The sequence below is a fragment of the Cyclobacterium plantarum genome (genome assembly GCF_011290685.1).
Taxonomy (GTDB): Bacteria; Bacteroidota; Bacteroidia; order Cytophagales; family Cyclobacteriaceae; genus Cyclobacterium; species Cyclobacterium plantarum.
Genome location: NZ_JAANYN010000001.1, coordinates 116,296 through 137,566, shown reverse-complemented (window position 1 = coordinate 137,566; position 21,271 = coordinate 116,296). Strand labels below are relative to the sequence as shown.

At 42.2% G+C, this 21,271-nt stretch carries 22 protein-coding genes; 16 read left to right on the top strand and 6 right to left on the bottom strand.

Annotated features, from left to right (window positions below):
• Window positions 1-12 precede the first annotated feature (12 nt).
• From G9Q97_RS00585 to G9Q97_RS00570, 4 genes are all read left to right on the top strand, one after another.
• Window positions 13-1,287, top strand: a complete 1,275-nt coding sequence (locus tag G9Q97_RS00585; RefSeq protein WP_166142107.1) for an OmpA family protein — start codon at window positions 13-15, stop codon at window positions 1,285-1,287.
• A gap of 70 nt (window positions 1,288-1,357) precedes the next feature.
• The gene (upp, locus tag G9Q97_RS00580) at window positions 1,358-2,008 is read left to right on the top strand and encodes a uracil phosphoribosyltransferase (RefSeq protein WP_166142105.1); all 651 of its coding nucleotides are present in this window, start codon (window positions 1,358-1,360) and stop codon (window positions 2,006-2,008) included.
• A 14-nt stretch (window positions 2,009-2,022) separates the two neighbouring features.
• Window positions 2,023-2,946 carry a calcium/sodium antiporter gene (locus G9Q97_RS00575; protein ID WP_166142103.1) on the top strand — a complete coding sequence of 308 codons (924 nt, stop codon included), beginning with the start codon at window positions 2,023-2,025 and terminating at the stop codon, window positions 2,944-2,946.
• Complete coding sequence (locus tag G9Q97_RS00570) at window positions 2,946-3,404, top strand: hypothetical protein (protein ID WP_166142101.1); 459 nt, start codon at window positions 2,946-2,948, stop codon at window positions 3,402-3,404. Before G9Q97_RS00575 ends, G9Q97_RS00570 begins: the two co-directional genes overlap by 1 nt.
• A 34-nt stretch (window positions 3,405-3,438) precedes the next feature.
• On the opposite strand, the gene G9Q97_RS00565 is transcribed toward G9Q97_RS00570, so the two are convergent.
• The 4 genes from G9Q97_RS00565 to G9Q97_RS25130 form a co-directional block, all read right to left on the bottom strand.
• The gene (locus tag G9Q97_RS00565; protein ID WP_166142099.1) at window positions 3,439-4,395 is read right to left on the bottom strand and encodes an FKBP-type peptidyl-prolyl cis-trans isomerase; all 957 of its coding nucleotides are present in this window, start codon (window positions 4,393-4,395) and stop codon (window positions 3,439-3,441) included.
• A 29-nt stretch (window positions 4,396-4,424) separates the two neighbouring features.
• Window positions 4,425-5,753, bottom strand: a complete 1,329-nt coding sequence (locus G9Q97_RS00560) for an outer membrane beta-barrel protein (RefSeq protein ID WP_166142098.1) — start codon at window positions 5,751-5,753, stop codon at window positions 4,425-4,427.
• Window positions 5,734-6,282 (bottom strand): RNA polymerase sigma factor, encoded by a 549-nt coding sequence (locus tag G9Q97_RS00555; RefSeq protein WP_166142096.1) that lies wholly within the window; start codon window positions 6,280-6,282, stop codon window positions 5,734-5,736. The genes G9Q97_RS00560 and G9Q97_RS00555 overlap by 20 nt, the downstream gene beginning before the upstream one ends.
• Window positions 6,283-6,365: 83 nt before the next feature.
• A complete protein-coding gene (locus G9Q97_RS25130; RefSeq protein ID WP_262889445.1) occupies window positions 6,366-6,497 on the bottom strand; it encodes a hypothetical protein in 132 nt (43 codons plus the stop codon).
• Between the two features lie 69 nt (window positions 6,498-6,566).
• On the opposite strand from G9Q97_RS25130, the gene G9Q97_RS00550 reads away from it, so the two are divergent.
• From G9Q97_RS00550 to G9Q97_RS00525, 6 genes are all read left to right on the top strand, one after another.
• Window positions 6,567-7,304: a hypothetical protein gene (locus G9Q97_RS00550; RefSeq protein ID WP_187357693.1), complete on the top strand. Its 738-nt coding sequence runs from the start codon at window positions 6,567-6,569 to the stop codon at window positions 7,302-7,304.
• A gap of 61 nt (window positions 7,305-7,365) precedes the next feature.
• Window positions 7,366-8,244, top strand: coding sequence for a lipoyl synthase (gene lipA, locus G9Q97_RS00545; RefSeq protein ID WP_166142094.1), 879 nt, complete (start codon window positions 7,366-7,368; stop codon window positions 8,242-8,244).
• Between the two features lie 132 nt (window positions 8,245-8,376).
• Entirely contained in the window at window positions 8,377-8,973 is a 597-nt protein-coding gene (locus G9Q97_RS00540) for an SPOR domain-containing protein (RefSeq protein ID WP_166142092.1), read from the top strand.
• A gap of 107 nt (window positions 8,974-9,080) precedes the next feature.
• Window positions 9,081-10,781 (top strand): single-stranded-DNA-specific exonuclease RecJ, encoded by a 1,701-nt coding sequence (recJ, locus tag G9Q97_RS00535; protein WP_166142090.1) that lies wholly within the window; start codon window positions 9,081-9,083, stop codon window positions 10,779-10,781.
• A 1-nt stretch (window position 10,782) separates the two neighbouring features.
• Window positions 10,783-11,514: an LPS export ABC transporter ATP-binding protein gene (gene lptB, locus G9Q97_RS00530; RefSeq protein ID WP_166142088.1), complete on the top strand. Its 732-nt coding sequence runs from the start codon at window positions 10,783-10,785 to the stop codon at window positions 11,512-11,514.
• Between the two features lie 16 nt (window positions 11,515-11,530).
• Window positions 11,531-13,048, top strand: coding sequence for a GH3 auxin-responsive promoter family protein (locus tag G9Q97_RS00525; RefSeq protein ID WP_166142086.1), 1,518 nt, complete (start codon window positions 11,531-11,533; stop codon window positions 13,046-13,048).
• Window positions 13,049-13,378: 330 nt separating this feature from the next.
• Here G9Q97_RS00525 and mazG read toward each other — a convergent pair whose 3' ends face one another.
• Entirely contained in the window at window positions 13,379-14,206 is an 828-nt protein-coding gene (gene mazG, locus G9Q97_RS00520; RefSeq protein ID WP_166142084.1) for a nucleoside triphosphate pyrophosphohydrolase, read from the bottom strand.
• A 74-nt stretch (window positions 14,207-14,280) separates the two neighbouring features.
• On the opposite strand from mazG, the gene G9Q97_RS00515 reads away from it, so the two are divergent.
• The 3 genes from G9Q97_RS00515 to G9Q97_RS00505 are packed head-to-tail and all read left to right on the top strand — an operon-like array spanning window position 14,281 to window position 17,113.
• A complete protein-coding gene (locus G9Q97_RS00515) occupies window positions 14,281-14,511 on the top strand; it encodes a hypothetical protein (RefSeq protein WP_166142082.1) in 231 nt (76 codons plus the stop codon).
• Between the two features lie 50 nt (window positions 14,512-14,561).
• Window positions 14,562-15,953: a phosphoglucosamine mutase gene (glmM, locus tag G9Q97_RS00510; protein WP_166142081.1), complete on the top strand. Its 1,392-nt coding sequence runs from the start codon at window positions 14,562-14,564 to the stop codon at window positions 15,951-15,953.
• 14 nt (window positions 15,954-15,967) lie between these two features.
• Window positions 15,968-17,113 (top strand): cysteine desulfurase family protein, encoded by a 1,146-nt coding sequence (locus tag G9Q97_RS00505; protein WP_166142079.1) that lies wholly within the window; start codon window positions 15,968-15,970, stop codon window positions 17,111-17,113.
• Between the two features lie 20 nt (window positions 17,114-17,133).
• Here the strand turns inward: G9Q97_RS00505 and G9Q97_RS00500 are convergent, their stop codons facing one another.
• A complete protein-coding gene (locus G9Q97_RS00500) occupies window positions 17,134-18,090 on the bottom strand; it encodes a threonine ammonia-lyase (RefSeq protein WP_166142077.1) in 957 nt (318 codons plus the stop codon).
• A 184-nt stretch (window positions 18,091-18,274) separates the two neighbouring features.
• On the opposite strand from G9Q97_RS00500, the gene G9Q97_RS00495 reads away from it, so the two are divergent.
• From G9Q97_RS00495 to alr, 3 genes are read left to right on the top strand one after another with little or no spacing between them, the layout of a single operon-like run.
• A complete protein-coding gene (locus G9Q97_RS00495; protein ID WP_246255305.1) occupies window positions 18,275-18,916 on the top strand; it encodes a peptidoglycan DD-metalloendopeptidase family protein in 642 nt (213 codons plus the stop codon).
• 20 nt (window positions 18,917-18,936) lie between these two features.
• A complete protein-coding gene (locus G9Q97_RS00490) occupies window positions 18,937-20,073 on the top strand; it encodes an amidohydrolase (RefSeq protein WP_166142073.1) in 1,137 nt (378 codons plus the stop codon).
• Between the two features lie 4 nt (window positions 20,074-20,077).
• Window positions 20,078-21,232, top strand: a complete 1,155-nt coding sequence (alr, locus tag G9Q97_RS00485) for an alanine racemase (RefSeq protein WP_166142071.1) — start codon at window positions 20,078-20,080, stop codon at window positions 21,230-21,232.
• Window positions 21,233-21,271 lie beyond the last annotated feature (39 nt).

Here is a 21,271-nt window from a genome sequence, read left to right as displayed (position 1 = left end):
AAATTTTTTATCATGAAAAAAATAATACTATCAACACTAATGGTTGGTGCTTTAGCTATAGGTGCTAATGCTCAAGACGATTTCAACAAATGGTCCGTCGAAGTTAACGGAGGGTTTAATAAACCAATGGCGCCAATAACGCCTGGTTATTTTTCTCCTACGCTAAACTTGGGCCATGCAGACCTGGGAGTCAGGTACATGTTTAACGAGAAATTTGGGACCAAGTTGGATTTTGGTTTTGGTGGCTTCAGCAATGCAAGTGACACTCCTGATTTCTCCTCAAACTACTACCGCCTGAACCTACAGGGAGTGGCTAATCTTGGCAGGATCATGGATTGGCAAACATTCTCTCAAACTTTCAATTTGTTGGGACATTTTGGTGGGGGAATCGGAAGACTTACCCCTCAGGAAAACCAATGGGCTGATTTTCAGGACAACCAATACAATATCATTACCGGGTTGACACTTCAAGTCAAACTTAGTGACAGAATCGCACTTAACGGTGATATCAGCAATATAGTAGCAGGCCGACAAGATGTAGCATTTGACGGTGCTTCATCTATTAATCCTGCAACTGAAAATGGATATTACGGTGCAAATTCCGTTTGGTGGACAGGTACTGTTGGGTTAAGCTTCTACCTTGGAAGCGGAGATTCGCACGCAGACTGGTATTTGAGAGAGAACAAATACGCTACCAAAGAAGAATTGGCTACTCAAATCGGAGAGATCAAAGACATGCTTAAGGATTCTGACGGAGACGGTGTACCGGATTATTTAGACAAAGAGCCAAACACACCAGCCGGAGCAAGAGTTGATTCACAAGGAACCACTATGGATTCTGATGGTGATGGCATCCCTGATCACGTTGACAAGTGTCCTTTCGTTCCTGGTCCTGCCTCTTTAGATGGCTGCGCACCTGACGATACTGAAGAAATTGATTACTTGGCAAAAGCCATCAACGACGGTTATGTAAATGTGTATTTCGCATTTGACAGTGCCAAGCCACTGGGTTATTCAGCATCCTCTGCTCACTATGTTTCTAACTTTATGAAGAGAAATCCAGGAGTACAGGTGGAACTTAAAGGTTATGCTGATGAGCTGGGTCCTGATGACTACAACATGAAGTTGTCTGAAAGAAGAGCAAAATCAGTATATGATCTTCTGATAGCTTCTGGCATCTCTGAATCCAGGTTAAGCTACAAAGGATATGGTGAAGATACCAGTGTAGACAAATCATCTGCTGATGCCCGTCAAATGGCAAGAAGAGTTAGCTTCGAAATCAAATAAGCTTTTCAAGCAATAAATATTAAAACCCGATCTCAAAAGATCGGGTTTTTTTGTTTTACTTTGTCTTGCCATGTTTATCCTAAACCAAAAAAACTCAATCGCTAACCATTTTCTCGCAGAGCTCCGGGATGTAACGGTCCAAAATGACAGGATGCGTTTTAGGAAAAACCTGGAACGCATAGGGGAGATTTTAGCTTATGAAGTTTCCAAATCTCTTCCCTTTTCAAAAAGAAAAATTGAAGGGCCTTTTGGAGAAATCAGTACTGCACTCATGCAGGAACAGCCTGTTATCATCTCTGTGCTGAGGGCTGCTGTACCCTTTTACCAGGGTATTATTAATTTTTTTGATCATGCTGATAGCGGGTTTATAGGAGCTTATCGGGAAGAAGTGCAGGAAAAAGGAGAACCTGTGACCATTAGTCTAAATTATATGGCAGCTCCGGACATTACAGATAAAACCATCATTTTGGTAGACCCCATGTTGGCTACCGGCAAATCATTCATGAAAAGTATACAACATCTCCTGGCCAATGGGACTCCCAGACGAATAGAAATTGTCAGTGCCATTGCCGCTCCCGAAGGCGTTGCCCATATCGCAGAAAATCTTGCGATCCCCCACAGGATCTGGACAGGGGCATTGGATGAAAAACTTAACTCAAACTCCTATATTATCCCTGGTTTGGGCGATGCAGGAGACCTGGCTTTCGGCCCAAAAATTTAACCCATTTTCAGAAAATGAGCTATTTGCTATTGATTTTGGGTTTGGTTGTACTGCTGCTTGGAGGTAAGTTCCTGGTAGATGGCGCATCAGCTATTGCTGCCAGGCTGGGATTAAGTCCTGGTTTGATAGGGTTAACGGTTGTGGCATTTGGCACTTCAGCCCCGGAACTATTGGTGAGTATTACTGCCGCACTACAAGGTTCCAGTGACATTGCCATAGGGAATGTTGTAGGTAGCAACATTTCCAATATAACCTTGGTACTGGGCATAAGTGTGGTGATATTTCCCATTTATATCCAAAAATCCACACTGAAACTTGATTACCCCTTTACGGTGATCAGTTCTCTGATGTTTTATGTCTTCGCTTTCAATGGTTCCATTTCCCTGGTGGAAGGTATTATTCTATTGATATGTTTTGTTGCATTAAACATATATTTTTTTAAGACCATTGAACGGGTGGAATTTTCAGAAGAGGATGCTGCCAAAATGAAAAAACAACCTGTGGGGCTGGCCATACTACAGTTGATTGGGGGTGCGGCCGGCTTGTATTTTGGATCCGACCTGGTAGTAGGTAATGGAACTAGCATTGCACAGGCATTGGGGGTAAGTGAGAGGATCATAGGTGTAACCATTATTGCTATAGGCACCAGCTTGCCCGAACTGGTTACATCCGTGTTGGCTGCTTTGAAAAAGGAGACAGAATTGGCCCTGGGAAATATTTTGGGAAGCAATATCATGAATGTTTTTTCGATAATAGGTTTTACCGCTTTGATCAAGCCCATCGGTGTGGACTCAGCATTTATTAATTCAGACTTCATCTGGATGTTGGGCTTCACCATCCTTTTGTTTCCGCTCATGAGGATTAATTATGTGATCACCAGGTTCAATGGGATTGTTCTTCTGTTTGGATATTTGCTCTACTTATATTTCCTGATTTGATGAGTGATTACCTGATTACTTTTTTAGGCATTTACTTCCTTTGTCTTTTTAAGTTTATTGCCGGGCCGCTATTGGGCATAGCCGCAGGTTATGGCTTATGGGAAATTGTAGTAGTGACTGTCTCGGGAATGATGACTTCCGTTTTGTTTTTTACTTTTTTGGGAGAATGGTTTAAAAAAAACTGGTCCGGTTTCACCAAAAAGGAGAAAAAGAAGTTTACCAGAAGAACCCGGGGCATTATTAAGGTATGGCAAAAATTTGGCGTGTTCGGAATAGCTTTTCTTACTCCGGTAATATTGACCCCAATTGGCGGCACTGTGGTACTAACTTCATTTGGCATTAAAAAGCGAAAAATTATTTTGAGCATGTTGATCAGTGGGCTATTCTGGTCCATCATTATGGGAATAAGCATTGAAAAACTCCTTGAAATACCACTGTTCAAAAACTTATGGACATAAAAAAAAGCCCGTAAACGGGCTCTTTTTTCCTTCTTTACTGGATGGCCAGCACCTCTCCTTTAAACCAAACCGGAGTAAATGGCCTTATCAAGTCTATCTGCTCACCTTTTTCAACCAAATCCAACCTGATGTCTTCAGGAAGAATTTGAATGGAATTATCATAAGCAGCAAATGAAGTCGCCAGAATTTCTACTTTCTGTTCAGGTAAAACCCCTTTTAACCCTTCATCCAAAAAAAGCAAGCCCGAATTTCCTATGGAAAAAGTAATGGGTTGGTTCGAAGAATAAGAATCGAAAGTAGGCTCAGTAGCCCCTATTTCAAATAACTCAAAATCTATAGAAACATTACTTCCCAGTTGAGATTCAGATTTAGAATCATCACCTTCCTCTATAGTCCGGAAAAATATCCCATCGGAAATTTCTTCAAATCCTTCCAGGTTATTTTCAGCTATAAAATTTTGTATCATTTCTTCCTCCCTTTGCTGAAGCTCCTCTTCAGTAAATTTTTCAACAAATTTCAATTGAATCACCAGGTTTGAGGCTGGCAAAATTAACTGTTCATATCCATAATTTCCAAAAGCAAGGTAGGATGGGACATACAAAGTCATTTCCTCTCCTTCCCGGGCCAATCCGGCTGCGTAGGTGATGGCTATGGGCCACAAGCCATCCTGGCTGTATTTAAAATATTTAGGCTCTTTGGACTCATCCAGATAGGAATCGATCAGCTGTCCGTCTATGGTCTTAATTTCATAATAAATGCCAATATAATCCGCATTCATAAATTGGGGGGCATCCGGCATACTAAGGGTCTTTTCATAATAAAAGCCGGACTGTGCCTTAGTAGCCTGAATGTCATTGGAAGCAATGTAATCCTCCATTATGAGGTTATCCCTGTTAATTGCCCTATCCAAATCTGTTTCCGATTCCTCTATGCAGGAAGCCATTAAAATAACCAGCCCAATGAGCCAGCCTGTTTTACGCGTTTCAATCATGGTAATTTTTAAATTTAATACTACTTGGTTTATTTATTTTTCAGGTTAAAATTCATGCGCAGGTTTATTCCTCCGATCGAGAATTGCTGGTCTGCAAACGTGAGCCCGCCCAACGGTAATTTATAAAAAGGTTCAAAAGAAAGGTAAAATTCATTGTTCAATTGGTATTCATAGCCAATTGAAAGATTGAGCAAACCTGCCATGTCCGTATTGCTCTGCCCTGATTGGGGTGAGATTACATTGCTGAATTTTTGGACATTCGGGGCGTATTCCAGATCTCCACTAAAGCTGTTGGTACTGAAAAGAGACTGTGCTTCTATGGTTTCAACTGAATTTTGATCCAGATACACCATACTGGAAAGACCGGTAATCAAATAAATGCCCGTTTGCTTCTTGTCATAGACCCTGTATTTCAGGTTTACCGGAATATCAAGGGAAGCAAAATTCAATTGATAATTCGTGTCGATGATATTACTGCTTGCCCTCAAATCAAATCCGGGTGAGGCATTTTGAGGCATGGGCTGCATGTTTTGATGAGAAAGACTTTGGTTGGCATAGGCAAGACCAAAATCCAGTTTAAATTTATTTGAAAGAGAAATCTCAGACATGATACCCGCCCCAAGATTCATACCCGAAACCGGATTTGAATTGGCCTGGGGGCTGACCATCACGCCCAATTTAAACGGCCTGCTATCTTTATCCAGATCCTTGGTCTCCTTCTCCACTTCACCAGATTTCCACTCTTCAATGATCTTTACCGCATCATTTTCAGTCATGCTCAGGTTTGCCGGCTGATCCAAAATGTCCTGCTCTCCAAAAAGAGGTAATTGCTTCAGCTTTTCTACCATTACCGCCTGGAAGTCCTCCCAGGATTCAGCAAATGGTTTGATTAAAGAAGGCATGGCCGACACCTCCGGCAAAACTTCTGATTTTCTGTTGGAGACAGGGCTCTTTGGGGTTTCAGCATCTGTGTCGATTCCTGCAATTTCCTCAGGGGAACCCAATGCAGGTTTTTCTACAGCTTCTGCCATAGCCTCCAGTTCGGCCTGATCATCTTCATTTGCTGTATCTTCTTCCATTTTGCTTTGAAAGGGAGCGTCGCCGATAGTAATGGAATCAGAAAATGATTTTACCTGCTGATCAATCCTTTCCTGCTCCGGAAAATAGATAAAGAAGAAAAGCAGGCTTGCCGCAACCCCTGCCGTAAGAAATGGCCAGTAAACCAACCAAGCCTTTTTCTTGGGTTTAAAATAGGCACGGGAAAACTTCTCCCAGGCCTGTGGGTCAAAAGGCTCCTCATGCTTGCTGAAGGAGTCTTTTATTTTCTCCGCAAGTTTCTTATCGAACTGCTCCTTCATTCCTTATTTGATTAATAGCGATAATTTTCTCTCTCAATTTTTCCTTTGCCCTGGCCAGGTAAGTCCTGCAGGTACTGGCCGGTATGCCAAGTTTTTCACTGATTTCATTGTGACGATACCCTTCGATTTCATACATGTTGAAAATTACCCGCAATATTTCAGGCAACTCTCCAAGGGACTTTAAAATATCCTCCTTTGACAATTCATCAATGATATTTGGATCAAATGTCTCCGTTTCGGCTTTTTCGATATTCATAGCGGAATAATGTTTAAAATTCTTCCTGTAATAATCCACCGATGTATTGATTATTATCCTTCTGAACCAGCCCTTAAAGGAATTTTCGATAGAAAACTGCTCCAATTTGTCAAAGGCTTTCATAAAACTGTCATTGACGATCTCGCAAGCTTCCTCCCTGCTTCCGGAATACCTCAGAGCAATGCTCATAGCATAGCCATAAAAATGCTTGTAAAGCTTTTCCAACGATTTTTTATCTCGCTTTTGCGCTTCCTGTATGAGATCTTTCTCCAAAAGCCTTTCTTTAATATGGTAGGTTCTCTACCCTGACGATAAACTTGACCCAAACGCTACAAGGCATCTGATTTTTTTTTGATTTAACCATTTACAGGAAATTCATCAAAACCGGTACTGCCTGTCAATACCCAATCTCGATTGGATATCTCCGGCTCTGGCATTACTCCGAAGAAAAAGAAATTCCCGGCTCCCATGTTTTTGTTTGTTGGCATAATCTGATTATTTTTAATCCTGCAATGGTAACAATGCACACAAATTTAGCGTTAAAATCAAGATCATATATGACAAAGAATATGAAATATTACATTTTCCTGATTTTGATTTTTGCCGGTATCAATACCTCATTTGGCCAAAGGGGCGATGCAGGCGATTATGATTACGATAAAGAAGTCCTTTTTGGGATCAACAAGAATACAAATGGGGGATTGATCGGAGGAGTCAGCTTTAAGTTGGGGTCCAGAATAAATGATAATTTATTCCAATTCTTCAACCTTGAACTGGCCAATGTAAAAAATCCAAAAGAAGTAAGGTATACCACCGTATTGGGCAACAGCTTTATCTTCGGCAAATCAAATTATCTTTATGCCATCCGCCCACAATACGGAAGAGAAGTTTTGGTTTTTAAGAAAGCTCCCCATCAGGGCGTGCAAATCTCACTTTTGGGGGCCATTGGTCCTTCTATAGGTCTTATTGCCCCTTATTACATAGAATATTCCTTAAACCGTACTGAAACAGTAAGAGAACAATATGATCCCGAATTACACCCTAGCCCCAGATTCAATGCATTAGGGCCGGGTAGGCTTTTTGAAGGTATAGGAAATTCGGAAATCGCCTTCGGCGCGAATGCAAAAGCAGCCATGGCATTTGAATTCGGATTTTTCAAATCAAACGTCACCGGCGTGGAACTAGGATACCAACTAGAGGGTTTTACCAAAGAGATCGTGCTCATGCCCACCACGGAAAACAGACAGGTATTCCAGTCTGTGTACTTTACCCTGTTTTATGGGTTTAGGAAATAGGGGGACAACATAGAGCTATTCGTGAAAAACCATTAATTTTGACTGGAATTAAATCACCGATATGATAGAACTACCGGTAATATCTAAGGAACAAACGAAAACAAAAAAGCCTAACTGGTTGAGGGTTAAACTTCCGGTAGGTAAAGAATATGCTAAAGTCCGCAAGTTGGTAGATGAACACAAGCTTCATACCATCTGCGAAAGTGGCAATTGTCCCAATATGGGAGAATGCTGGGGTGCTGGTACGGCAACATTCATGATTTTGGGAAATGTATGTACGCGGTCCTGTTCATTTTGTGCTGTGGCTACTGGCAGACCTCCCGAATATGATAAGGATGAGCCTCGGCGGGTGGCAGAAGCCATTCAACTAATGGGTGTAAAACATGCCGTAATCACCTCTGTCAATAGGGATGAATTGAAGGACAGGGGGGCTGACGTTTGGTACAGAACCGTTACCGAAACCAAAAAACTTTCTCCGGAAACTACCATTGAAACCTTAATTCCCGATGTAAAAGGAAACTGGGAGGCATTATACAAGATGATCAGTGCCGGGCAGGAGGTCGTATCCCATAACGTGGAAACGGTGGAAAGGCTGTACAGAAGAGTGAGGCCACAGGCCAAATACAAACGCTCTTTGGAACAAATTAAGCTTACCAAGGAATATGGAAAAAGAACCAAAACCGGCATCATGCTGGGGTTAGGGGAAAAAGAGGACGAAATTTACAGAGCCATGGATGACCTTGTGGCACATGGCTGTGATATTTTGACTTTGGGCCAGTATTTGCAGCCTACCCGCAGACACATTGAAGTGGCTGAATTTGTTCACCCTGAACAATTCGATATTTACAGAGAGGAGGGATTAAAAAGAGGACTCAAATATGTAGAGTCCGGTCCTCTTGTCCGATCTTCCTATCATGCCGAAAGGCATGTCAATGTATGATTGGGGTGGGTTTCTATAATTGGAAGCCCACCATCCATGTTTTTTTGTTAAAAAAAAGGATAATGGTTTATTTTTCGTAATTTAAGGATGTCGTTGATTTACATAAAAACAAAGTTTAAAACAGGCATCGAAATGGCTCTAATCAAAACGTTTTTAGTATTGGGAATCGCAGGTTTCCTTTTTAATTGCTCTCCCAAAACCATGGGTGGGCTAAGCAAGGAAGAATACGACACCTGGAATCAAAGAAAAAAAGAAATGAATCCTGAGGATTTCAAATCTCTAATTGAAGAAAAAGAAAGGCTGGCAGAGGCGCAGTCCGATTTATCGGAAAAAGAGGCCTATCTCAGTCAGGTAATTGAAAGAAAAGACAATGAAATCAACCGGTTGATGGACCAGATTTCAAAAATAAAAAATTCTATGGAATCCCTTAATACCACATCAAATCAAGTCCAAACCGACGACTGGGACAGAGGGGTGGTATTTAAGGTTCAATTGGCTGCTTTTGATGATTTTGATTTGCGTGATCTGACGGAAAATGGCAGTGACCTGGAAATTATTGATCAGGACGGTTATATCAAATACATCCTGGGTCAGTTCAGAGATTATGATATGGCAGATAAATTCAAAAAGAAACTCCGCAAAGTTGGGGTTAAGGAAGCCTGGATCGTCCCTTACAAAGACGGAAAAAGGGTCCCGCTAAAAGATGTTTTGACGGAGGCTATTGAATAATAGCAATAGGTTCATAACCTGACATATAGGTAAATCAGAAACTTTTTCTCGAAAGGAATCAAAATTTTTTCTCTTTAAACACCTGTTTGTTTTGTAATTTACACCATATGGATTTTAGATGGAAGCTTAAGGACAAAGCAAAACCCGAATCAGTCGCCTACCTCAGTCATGAAATAAATGTAAATACCACCCTGGCCAATATGCTGGTCAACAGGGATATACACGATTTTCAGCAGGCCAAGGACTTTTTCCGTCCCGATTTGGATAAACTTCATGACCCTATGCTCATGAAGGACATGGATAAGGCGGTTAAAAGGCTGGTGGATGCCATTGAAAATAAAGAAAGCATATTGGTTTATGGAGATTACGATGTAGATGGGACCACTTCGGTGGCCTTGTTTTATGGATTCATCAAAGCATTTTATGATAAGGTAGCATTTTATATTCCGGACCGCTATAAAGAAGGTTATGGGATATCTGAAAAAGGCGTAAGATATGCTGCTGAAAACGGTTTCAGCCTGATCGTTTCATTGGATTGTGGAATAAAGGCCATTGATAAAATTAACCTGGCCAATGAATTGGGAGTTGATTTTATCATTTGTGATCACCACACACCGGGAGAGCAATTACCGGACGCGGTAGCTGTACTGGACCCAAAGCGAAAAGACTGTCCCTATCCGTACAAAGAGTTGAGTGGATGTGGCGTAGGATTTAAATTGGTACAGGCTTTTTCGGAATATACCCAAAGGAGTGAAGCCAACCTCTACACCTACCTGGACCTGGTGGCTATCAGCATTGCCTCTGATATTGTACCCATATCAGGTGAAAACCGAATTTTAGCCTACTATGGACTGGACCGGCTAAACAACAATCCCCGGCCGGGTATCAAAGCACTCATTTTAAAGGGGAAAATAGAAAAAGATCTCAGTATCACAGATATTGTCTTCAAGATTGGACCCCGTATCAATGCTTCCGGAAGATTGGAACATGCCAAAGCTTCGGTGGAATTATTAATTTCCAAAGATCTTGATGAAGGCGTCAGAAGGGCTGAATTGGTGGAAGATGTCAATGCGGCACGGAAAAATTTTGATGAAAACATTACAAGGGAAGCACTGGAGATGATCGAAATCCAGGAACAAACGGGGACTTTTAAAAGTACCGTCCTGTTTAAAGAAGACTGGCACAAGGGAGTAATAGGCATCGTCGCTTCCCGGTGTATAGAAAAATACTACAGGCCTACCATCATTTTAACCGAATCCAACAACAAGGCCACTGGAAGTGCCCGTTCGGTTTTCGATTTTGACATCTACGAGGCCATAGAAGCCTGCAGTGAGCTACTGGAACAATTTGGAGGGCATAAATATGCTGCAGGCCTTACGCTTCCTGTAGACAAGGTACCTGCTTTTCAGAAAAAATTTGAAATGGTGGTCAGTGAGCGGGTGAGGGAGATTCACCTGAAGCCCATACTTGAAATTGATGATGAGTTGATATTGGATCAGATCAACTATAAATTCTATAATATATTAAGGCAAATGGCTCCCTTCGGACCCGGCAACCCAGAGCCGGTATTTTGCGTCAATCAGGTACACGCTGAAAACGTCAGAATTTTAAAAGAAAAGCACCTCCGATTTGAAATTATCCAAGATGGGCAAAATACAAGGCCGGTTTGTATTGGTTTTGGCTTTGCAAAATACTATGAATTGCTAAATAGCAAAATGCGTTTTAATATCGCATTTGAAATCAGAGAAAATACCTTCAGGAACACAAGCAGCCTTCAGTTGTATGTGAAAGACATCAAATTTGACTAAAATGATTTTAAGGGCAGAGAACCTGATAAAAATATACAAGAAAAAAAAGGTAGTCAACGACATTTCCGTATCCGTGTCACAAGGGGAAATAGTAGGCTTGCTGGGGCCCAATGGGGCCGGTAAGACGACCTCATTTTACATGATAGTAGGGTTGATCAAACCCAATGGAGGAACCGTATACCTGGATAATGACAACATTACCCCTCTTCCCATGTACAAAAGGGCTAAACTGGGGATAGGTTATCTGGCACAGGAGGCATCGGTATTCAGGAAACTCACAGTGGAAGAAAACCTTTTGGCCGTTTTGGAAATGAGCAAAACCCCTAAAAAAGAACAAAAAGAAAAAGTGGACCAGTTACTGGAGGAATTTAGTCTTACCCATGTGAGAAAAAATCTCGGCATGGTACTTTCGGGGGGAGAGCGGCGAAGAACAGAGATCGCAAGGGCACTTTCGGTAGACCCAAAGTTTGTACTTCTGGATGAACCATTTGCGGGTGTTGACCCCATTGCTGTAGAGGAAATCCAATTCATTGTAGCCAAACTAAAAGATAAAAATATTGGCATTCTAATCACAGATCACAATGTAAATGAAACCCTTTCCATTACCGACCGCGCCTACCTGATGTTTGAAGGAAGGTTGCTTAAAGCCGGTACTGCTGAAGAACTAGCGGCAGACGAGCAGGTAAGAAAAGTTTATCTCGGTAAAAACTTCGAGTTGAAAAGAAAAATTTAAACAGAAACCCTTAATAATGGAAGTGATCAATACTTTTATGACCTGGATATTTAAAAACCGGATAGGTCAAATTGAAAAGTTTAAGAATAATCCGCTGGAAATACAAAGGGAAATTTTGTTTAAACTTATCCATACCGCCAAAGATACAGAATTTGGCAAAAAACACCATTTCAGACAAATTTCATCTTACAAGGATTTTAATCAATGGATTCCTGTACACGATTATGAGGCCATCATGCCTTATATACAACAAACCATGAAAGGCAGACAAAATGTTATTTGGCCTACACCCATTAATTGGTTTTCCAAATCTTCAGGCACCACCGGGTCGCGAAGTAAATTTATACCCGTCTCTCCTGAAAGCCTGGAGGATTGCCATTTTAAAGGTGGAAAAGACATGCTTTCTTTATATGTCAACAATTATCCCGAAACGAAATTATTTACCGGAAAAAGCCTTTCTATAGGAGGAAGCCTGCAAACCAACCCCTTGGACGTCAACAAAAACAGCTCCTCCGGAGACATATCCGCAGTGATCATGCGCAATTTGCCCAAATGGGCTCAACTTGCCCGGACACCAAGTCTGGAAGTGGCCTTAATGAGTGAATGGGAAGAGAAAATAGCCAAAATGGCCCAGGAGACCATAAAGGAGAATGTTACCAGCCTTACCGGGGTGCCCACCTGGACACTGGTATTGATCAAGAAGGTCTTGGAAATAACCCATAGTGACAATATTCTCGAAATCTGGCCAAATTTGGAGGTCTTTTTTCATGGGGCAGTAGCATTTGGACCGTACAGAAATCTTTTCCAAAACCTTATCCCCTCAAAAAACATGCATTATATGGAAACCTATAATGCTTCTGAAGGCTTCTTTGGCATACAGGATCAGAAAAACAGTGAGGAATTGTTGTTGATGTTAGATTATGGCATCTTTTATGAATTTATCCCCATGGAAGACTTCCAAAACAACGATCCGGAAATCATTCCGCTTGATCAGGTGGAAACTGGTAAAAATTACGCCATTTTAATTACCACCAATGCAGGATTATGGCGCTATAAGATTGGAGATACGGTAAAATTCACCTCCACCCGTCCATACCGTTTTAAAATTTCCGGAAGAACCAAGCATTTTATCAATGCATTTGGGGAAGAGCTGATTGTGGAAAATGCAGAAAAAGCCATTGAAAACACCTGCAAACGCACAGGCACAAGTATCAGCAATTTTACGGCGGCCCCGGTATATTTTGGTGAAAACCAGGAACAAGGTACCCATGAATGGATCATAGAGTTCGTTGAATTACCTAAGGATAATGCTTTTTTCACCAGCGTATTGGATGAAGAGTTGCGTATGGAAAATTCAGATTATGATGCCAAACGCTACCGTGATATGGTACTCAAAATACCCATCGTCCACTTTGCTGCTCAGGGATTATTTGAAAAATGGCTGAAATCAAAAGGTAAATTGGGGGGACAAAATAAGGTACCCAGACTATCCAATGACCGGGAATATCTGGAAGAAATCTTAAAATTACTGTAGCGGAAGTTCCATATACCACGTCCGCTGTCCCCACAAACCCGGCTTCCTCTTTATGCATATTTCACCAGAATGGCTAAGGATTGCCTTGGCCAGGTGGCAGCAAAGTGGTTTAATTTGACTTAAATCAAGGAATGAAAAAAGCAAACGTTTTTTATCCACATTTACCCAAACTTATCCACACAGGCTTCCCGTAAAGGCTTATTTTATTGATTGTTAAACGTTTATAAAAACTTAAAAAAATACAATTTGTGGACAAAGTCAAAAAAGGATATTTGTAACACCCTCTGCTACAGGTAAATTACCAGCCTTTTTTGGCAATAGGTTGTTAATTTATGAACCAGATCTATTTCTTTCAAACGGTTCGCTTTTTGCTTTTTCCCAATGGACATCCATTTCGGCCAGGGTCATATCAGCCAGGGATTTTCCAGTTGCTTTTGCCGCTTTTTCAAGATACTGAAAGCGATGGATAAATTTTCTGTTGGTTCGTTCCAGCGCCTCTTCCGGATTCACCTCAATAAATCTGGCATAATTGATCAATGAAAAAAGCAAATCACCAAATTCGGATGTAGCTTCTTCCTTATTCAGGTCTTTATCATTTACACCATCAAAGGCCTCTTTAAATTCCTGCATTTCCTCCTCAACCTTCTCCCATACTTGTTCTTTTTCCTCCCAATCAAAGCCCACACCCCTGGCCTTCTCCTGAATACGCATGGCCTTGATCAATGCGGGCAATGATCTGGGTACTCCTCCCAACACGCTTTCATTGCCTTTTTCTTTCAATTTGATTTTCTCCCAGTTCTGTTTGACTGCTTCTTCATCATCTGCCCGCACATCCCCATAAATATGAGGGTGCCTCCTGATAAGCTTTTCATTCAATTGTTGGATTACATTCCCTATATCAAAGGCATTTTTCTCAGATCCTATCCGCGCATAAAAAACAATATGCAGCAAAATATCTCCCAGTTCCTTGCCAATGGATTCCAGGTCATGATCCAGGATGGCATCAGAAAGTTCAAAGGTCTCTTCTATGGTCAGGTGCCGCAGGCTTTCTATGGTTTGCTTTTTATCCCAGGGACACTGCTCCCGGAGTTCATCCATTATGGTCAGTAAACGGTCGAAAGCAGCCAGCTGGGATTTCCTTTTTTCGGACTTGTTCATAAATTGACAGGAAACTTAAAATTAGGTATCAACGTTCTGAAAGTAATACGTAAATTTGCAGAAATAATATTGATATGACAACTGTATATTTGACATTGGCTTTTCTGGCATTGTTTTTCGTTTTGATGTCTGTAAGGTTGATCTTTCTTAAAAACGGGCAATTTAAAGGTACTTGTGCCTCTCAAAACCCATATCTAAACAAAGAAGGGGAAACTTGTGGCTATTGCGGCAAAAAAGTGGATGCTGATGCTTCTTGTGGTAATCCCGACAACGAAGTAGACAAAGTGATGGCCAAATTTAAATAAATCATACCCATCTTAGCCAACTTTTATATTTTCTTACCAAATTCTTTTACGTGGCATTAATCAAATCAATTTCTGGTATCAGGGGTACCATAGGGGGAAAACCCGGCGAAGGCCTATCCCCTTTGGACATCGTTAAGTTTTCAGCAGCATACGGTGCTTGGGTTTTGGAAAACTCCGAGAACAAAAAAATCGTCATAGGCAGAGATGCAAGACTATCAGGCGAAATGGTTTCCAATCTGGTAGCCAATACCTTACAGGGCATGGGCATTGATGTAGTAGACCTGGGACTCAGCACCACCCCTACAGTGGAACTGGCAGTTCCCAAAGAAGCTGCAGGAGGCGGCATTATTGTCACCGCCAGTCACAATCCCATTCAGTGGAATGCCCTGAAATTGCTTAATGCAGCAGGGGAATTTATTTCAGATCTTGAAGGCCAGGAGGTTTTGAAAAAAGCCGAGGCTGGAGATTTTCAATTTGCCGAAGTCCGGAAATTGGGAAGCTATAGCCTGCAGACGGATTACCTTGACTATCACATACAACATGTTCTGGATTTAGAGTTGGTGGACAAGGCAGCTATAGCCGAACGAAAATTTAAAATAGTAGTGGATTGTGTCAATTCCACGGGAGGTTTGGTGGTACCCAGGTTGCTTCAAGCCCTGGGCGTGGAAATCATTGAAGAGATGTACTGTGAAGCCGATGGAAACTTCCCGCATAATCCCGAGCCCCTTCCCGAGCACCTTAGAGATATCTCTTTAAAACTAAAAAACGGAAGTTTCGATTTAGGTATTGTGGTAGACCCGGATGTGGATCGACTTGCTTTCCTGAATGAGGATGGAAGTTTTTTTGGAGAAGAATATACGCTTGTAGCCGTAGCGGACTATGTACTCTCTCAAAAGCAAGGCAACACTGTTTCCAACCTGAGTTCCACCAGAGCGCTAAGGGATGTAACTGAAATGCGCAAGGGCAGGTATCAGGCAGCAGCCGTAGGGGAAGTAAATGTGGTGAATCAAATGAAAGCCACCAATGCCATTATAGGTGGAGAAGGGAATGGAGGAATCATCTATCCAGCATCACATTACGGGAGAGATGCTTTGGTGGGCATAGGCTTATTTCTCACGCACCTGGCCAAATTCGGCAAAACAGCCAGCCGCCTGAGAGCCACCTATCCCAATTATTTCATTTCAAAAAATAAAATAGAACTGACTCCGGGCATCAATGTGGACCACATTTTAGATAAGGTCAAACTCAAATACCAAAAATACCCGATCAATACCATTGATGGGGTCAAAATAGAGTTTGATAAAGAATGGGTTCATCTTAGAAAATCGAATACAGAGCCCATCATACGCATCTATTCAGAATCCGAAACGGCCTCAACTGCAGATCATCTGGCCAATAAAATCATGTTGGATATCAAGGAAATTATAACTGAAAAAGATTAAAACTTCTTTTTTTTATGTCAGATCTGCCATCCATATATTTTGATAATGCGGCCACTACCCGAATGGATGAAAGGGTCCTGGAATCCATGATGCCTTACTTTACCTCCAATTTTGGTAACCCATCTTCCGTTCACAGCCACGGTAGAAATGCCAGGGTAGAATTGGAGAAAGCCAGAAAGAAAATTGCCGGACTGCTTCATGCCAGTCCCGGGGAAATCACCTTTACTTCTGGTGGCACTGAAGCAGACAACACGGCCATTCTGGGGGCCATTGCCGCCTATGATATCCAACACATCATTACTTCCCCTCTGGAGCACCATGCTGTACTGCATGTGGTGGAGCAGGTTGCCAAAAGTAAAAACATCCGGTTAAGTTTGCTCACCGTTGATAAGAATGGAACTATTGACCTGAATGAATTGGAAGAATTGCTTCAGAATAAGGCCCGCACAATGGTAAGCCTGATGCACGGCAATAATGAAATAGGAAATGTATCGGACCTCAAAACCATTGCTGACCTCTGTCAGCGCCATTCAGCTTATTTTCACTCTGACACCGTACAGACCGTAGGACATTATCCATTGGATTTACAAAGCCTCCCTGTCCATGCGATTGCCGGTTCTGCCCATAAATTTCACGGTCCCAAGGGGGTTGGGTTTTTATATACAAAAAAAAACAAAAAGATACCTCCAATGATCGCAGGAGGGTCTCAGGAAAGAAATATGAGAGGTGGTACAGAAAACATTGCTGCCATCATCGGAATGGCCAAGGCCTTGGAGATTGCTGTTCATCATCAGACCCTTCACCGGGAGGAAATCGTGGCTTTAAAAAAATACTTTAAAAAAGAAATTTTGGCAGCCATCCCCGGGATTGTTTTCAATGGCCTATCAGGAGACCTGGAAAACAGCCTCTATACCGTGTTAAATATCAGCTTTCCCCCATCAGACACCAATCAGGGCATGTTGTTGTTTCATCTTGATTTAGCGGGTATTTCTGCTTCAGGAGGGTCGGCCTGTAGCAGTGGTGCCAGGTTGGGCTCACATGTTTTACAGGGGATTGGCGCTGACGCTTCCCGGGAAAATGTCCGATTTTCTTTTAGCCGTTTTAATACCAGGGAGGAAGTTGATTATACCGTGAATCAATTGAAGGAATTATATGCCTGAAACTATTTTCAAAAAGCTATTTACTTAAACGGAAGCCTGGTCAAATCCACATTTCCTCCAGATAATATTATCCCCACCTCTTTGCCCTGAAAATGTGATTTGTTTTTCAATAAAGCCGCCAGAGGAACGGCACAACTGGGTTCGATCACAATCTTCATCCTTTCATAAATCAATCTCATGGCAGCTATGATCTCAGTATCATTTACGGTAAGGATATCGGTTACATATTTGGAGATAATTTCAAAATTGATCAGGCCCAAAGAGGTAAGTAGTCCATCGGCAATGGTATCCGGGCTTTCCATGGGAATTCTTTTTCCAGCCACAAAAGATCTTTTGGCATCGTCCGCTCCTTCGGGTTCGGCACCGATCACTGCCGTCCCGGGAGCATTATAATGGCTGGCCAAGGCTGTCCCTGACAACAGTCCCCCTCCTCCTACCGGTGCCATCAACACATCCAGGGACAATCCTTCCTCAAAAATCTCATAGGCACAGGTGGCCTGTCCCTCTATTACATCAGGATGGTCATAGGGTGGAATGAAGGCGGCCTTATACCTGGCAACCAATTCTTTCAGGCGCTCTTCTCTGGCCTGAAGGTTTGGGGCACACTCAAATATCTCTCCCCCATATTCTTTTACTGCCTGCTTCTTTATCTCCGGTGCATTAGCCGGCATGACGATGTAGGCGGGAATACCGGCCTCAGCAGCCGCTCGGGCAAGGGCCGCGGCATGGTTTCCCGAAGAATGGGTAGCCACACCATTTTTACGGTCAGAATCGGACAATTTAAGGACTGCATTCGCAGCACCCCTGGCCTTAAAAGCTCCTACCTTCTGAAAATTTTCACATTTAAAAAAAACCTGGCATCCTGCCAATTTATTGATTGCCGAAGAACGCAGCATTGGGGTCCAGTGGATCATATGATCAATTCTGGACCTGGTCTCCACTATGCTTTGCCTGTCTATGTCTTGCCAATTTCCCATTAACCAAAATTGCACATTATTTGGATAAGCAGCAATAGCAGAATTATTTTTTGCATTGAGGCAAAAAAGGCAATGCCGGGAATATCCTGATTTGACTATAATCCCTATATTGAAAATTCATTTTCAAACTACTGTATTGCTTTAAGGTAAAATGCCCGAAAACCCCACTCAGTTTTTTCCTATCATGGGAGAAAGCCTCAACGAAAAAAACGCAATGTACCTGGATATGAGTGCCCAAAATCAGGCATTGCAGGAAATTGATTTGATGGATAGCCATGCATTTTCATCTCATATTCAAGATATTTTAACGCATAAGCAAAAAAAATTCGCTTTGGGCGGCTATGCCGAAAACCGAGCCATTTACAGGCGAAGTCAGGTCTTTGCCCAGGAGGGTTCCCTATTCAGGAATATCCATCTGGGAGTAGACATTTGGTCAGGATCCGGCGCAATGGTTTTTTGTCCATTTGAAGGCCGGGTTCACAGCTATAAAGACAACATGGGTTTTGGAAATTATGGCCCTACCCTTATCTTGGAACACTATTTGGAGGGACAGGTGATATATAGTCTCTACGGACACCTTAGCAGGAAAGACTTGAAATACCTAAAGCCAGGACAGGTTTTTTTGGGTGGAGAAAAAATCGGACATTTGGGTGATACTGAAGAGAATGGTCACTGGCCTCCCCATTTACACTTTCAATTGATCCATGACATGGAAAACAGGAAAGGGGATTATCCCGGTGTATGTGCGGAAAAAGAAATTGAAAAGTACCTGAACAATTGCCCAGACCCCCACCTCTGGCTAGGGGTTCCGGTACTTTCTTTTTAAAAATTTAAAATGAATTGTTGATGAAGGATTCCGATAAGCTAAAAAAAATAATTGATTTAAGAAAAAACCTACACCGGAAACCTGAGGTTTCCGGAAATGAAGCCGGCACCTCTGCTATAATCAAAGCCTTTTTGAAAGAGTTGGAGCCGGATGAGATCGTTGAAGAACTTGGCCCATATGGACTCGCAGCAGTGTTTAAGGGGGAACAAAAAGGGCCCACTACCCTGATCCGAGCAGAGCTGGATGCACTGCCCATTCCGGAAACAGGAAAGATTGCTCATAAAAGTGTCCACCCGGGAATTTCTCATACCTGCGGGCATGATGGACACATGGCCATTGTTTGTGGAGTAGGACTGAATTTGTCCAAAAACCGGCCAAAGAAAGGAAAAGTGGTCCTTATTTTTCAACCTTCAGAAGAAACGGGTATGGGTGCCGCCCAGGTTATCAGCTCAGAAAATTACAAAAAGATTAAGCCTGATTATGCCTTTGCCCTGCATAACCTGCCAGGCCATGAAAAAAATGAAATTGTTTTAAAAAAGGGAGCTTTTACAGCAGCATCAAAAGGCATGACCATAGCGCTCAAAGGCAGAACCAGCCATGCCGCCCATCCAGAGGATGGGCAGAGCCCGGCTGAAGCCATGTGTAAATTGATTGTTGGCTTGCAGAAGTTGCCTGAAAACATACAGGATTTCTCGCTTGTCACCATCATTCATGCTCAGTTAGGAGAAGTAGCCTTTGGAACTACCCCGGGAAATGCCTTGGTTATGGCCACATTGAGAACCTTTGAAAATGAAACCATGGCTTCACTGACCCAATATGCAGAAAGGTTGGCTGAATTGATCGCCAAAGAAAGCGGGCTTGAGTTTTCCATCAGCTATTGCGAGGAATTTGAAGCCGTGGTCAACGACACGGAGCCCTGGGAACTGGTTAATGAATCGGCAAAGGAATTACAGTTAAAAACAAAACATATCCGCATTCCCTTTCGCTGGTCTGAGGATTTTGGCAAATTTTCCACCCTCACCAACAGCTTGCTATTCGGACTTGGCTCGGGGAAAAAACAACCCCAATTACACGAAGGCCACTATGACTTCCCTGATGAAATTATTCCGGCCGGCATAGCTGTTTTTACGAAGATTATCGAAAAACTAAACCACTGACCGCATGGTGCACACTTCATATATTGAAATCAGCAGAAGTGCCTATAAAAACAATATTAAATTCATTAAAAGCCAGGTTGGGTCCCATGTGACCATATCCTCTGTAGTAAAAGGAAATGCATATGGTCATGGAATAGAAAATGCTGTAAAAATAGCTGAAGGTACAGGAATAAGGCATTTTAGTACTTTCAGCACTGATGAAGCTATACGTGTAAAAGACGCTTCAACAAAAAAAAGTGAAATCATGATCATGGGCATGGTAGAAAATGAAAACCTGTCCTATTTAATCGATAATGAAATCAGTTTTTATGTTTTTGAAATGGACCGGCTTCAGGCGGCCATCCATACCAGTAAAGTATTGGGGAAAAAAGCAAAAATCCATGTAGAGGTGGAAACCGGCTTTCACAGGACTGGTTTTGAGTGGGAAGAAAGAAACGCCCTGGCAGACACAATACAAAAAAACAAGGAAAATTTACAGCTTTGTGGTCTTTGCACCCACTATGCGGGGGCAGAGAGTATCGCCAATTATGTGAGAATACAGGAGCAAATTAAGGTATATCATGAATTTAAACAGTGGTTTCATGAGAAAGGACTCTATTTTGACAAGTACCATACCGCCTGTTCAGCTGCATCGCTAAGCTATCCCGAGACCATCATGGATATGGTCCGGATAGGCATTGCCCAATATGGGTTCTGGCCTAGCCAGGAAACCTACATGCTGAAATTCAAACAACTTGCCCCAAATATGAAAAACCCGCTCAAAAGACTGATCAGCTGGAAAAGTCATGTTATGAGTGTCAAAAAAGTTAAAATTGGTGATTTTATCGGTTATGGGAACAGCTACATGGCTTCCAGAAACATGACCATTGCCCTGGTGCCCATCGGGTATTGTCATGGCTTTAGCCGAAACCTGAGCAATTTGGGCAAAGTCCTGATCCAGGGTAAAATCCTACCGGTAGTGGGTACAGTGACCATGAACGCCATTTCAGTGGATGTTACAGATTTGAAGTCTGTAACAAAAGGTGACGAAGTGGTCATTATTGGCAGGCAGAGAAGAAATGAAATTACAGTAGCTTCCTTTGGAGAATCAGTTCAACAAGTGAATTATGAACTGTTGACACGACTTCCACACGATATTCCCAGAAAAATAATTTCCTAATGCCTTTTTAGAATGGTATTTGTGGCATCATAGTGAGAA

Coding starts and splice junctions, on each gene's coding strand:
- G9Q97_RS00500 (WP_166142077.1), bottom strand. CDS start 18,090: ATGGGAAATTGGCAAGACATAGACAGGCAAAGCATAGTGGAGACCAGG.
- lptB (WP_166142088.1), top strand. CDS start 10,783: ATGATTTTAAGGGCAGAGAACCTGATAAAAATATACAAGAAAAAAAAG.
- G9Q97_RS00575 (WP_166142103.1), top strand. CDS start 2,023: ATGAGCTATTTGCTATTGATTTTGGGTTTGGTTGTACTGCTGCTTGGA.
- G9Q97_RS00560 (WP_166142098.1), bottom strand. CDS start 5,753: ATGAAGGAGCAGTTCGATAAGAAACTTGCGGAGAAAATAAAAGACTCC.
- G9Q97_RS00565 (WP_166142099.1), bottom strand. CDS start 4,395: ATGATTGAAACGCGTAAAACAGGCTGGCTCATTGGGCTGGTTATTTTA.
- G9Q97_RS00540 (WP_166142092.1), top strand. CDS start 8,377: ATGGCTCTAATCAAAACGTTTTTAGTATTGGGAATCGCAGGTTTCCTT.
- G9Q97_RS00570 (WP_166142101.1), top strand. CDS start 2,946: ATGAGTGATTACCTGATTACTTTTTTAGGCATTTACTTCCTTTGTCTT.
- G9Q97_RS00585 (WP_166142107.1), top strand. CDS start 13: ATGAAAAAAATAATACTATCAACACTAATGGTTGGTGCTTTAGCTATA.
- G9Q97_RS00515 (WP_166142082.1), top strand. CDS start 14,281: ATGACAACTGTATATTTGACATTGGCTTTTCTGGCATTGTTTTTCGTT.
- recJ (WP_166142090.1), top strand. CDS start 9,081: ATGGATTTTAGATGGAAGCTTAAGGACAAAGCAAAACCCGAATCAGTC.
- mazG (WP_166142084.1), bottom strand. CDS start 14,206: ATGAACAAGTCCGAAAAAAGGAAATCCCAGCTGGCTGCTTTCGACCGT.
- upp (WP_166142105.1), top strand. CDS start 1,358: ATGTTTATCCTAAACCAAAAAAACTCAATCGCTAACCATTTTCTCGCA.
- G9Q97_RS00495 (WP_246255305.1), top strand. CDS start 18,275: ATGGGAGAAAGCCTCAACGAAAAAAACGCAATGTACCTGGATATGAGT.
- G9Q97_RS00550 (WP_187357693.1), top strand. CDS start 6,567: ATGACAAAGAATATGAAATATTACATTTTCCTGATTTTGATTTTTGCC.
- G9Q97_RS25130 (WP_262889445.1), bottom strand. CDS start 6,497: ATGCCAACAAACAAAAACATGGGAGCCGGGAATTTCTTTTTCTTCGGA.
- lipA (WP_166142094.1), top strand. CDS start 7,366: ATGATAGAACTACCGGTAATATCTAAGGAACAAACGAAAACAAAAAAG.
- G9Q97_RS00505 (WP_166142079.1), top strand. CDS start 15,968: ATGTCAGATCTGCCATCCATATATTTTGATAATGCGGCCACTACCCGA.
- G9Q97_RS00490 (WP_166142073.1), top strand. CDS start 18,937: ATGAAGGATTCCGATAAGCTAAAAAAAATAATTGATTTAAGAAAAAAC.
- G9Q97_RS00525 (WP_166142086.1), top strand. CDS start 11,531: ATGGAAGTGATCAATACTTTTATGACCTGGATATTTAAAAACCGGATA.
- alr (WP_166142071.1), top strand. CDS start 20,078: ATGGTGCACACTTCATATATTGAAATCAGCAGAAGTGCCTATAAAAAC.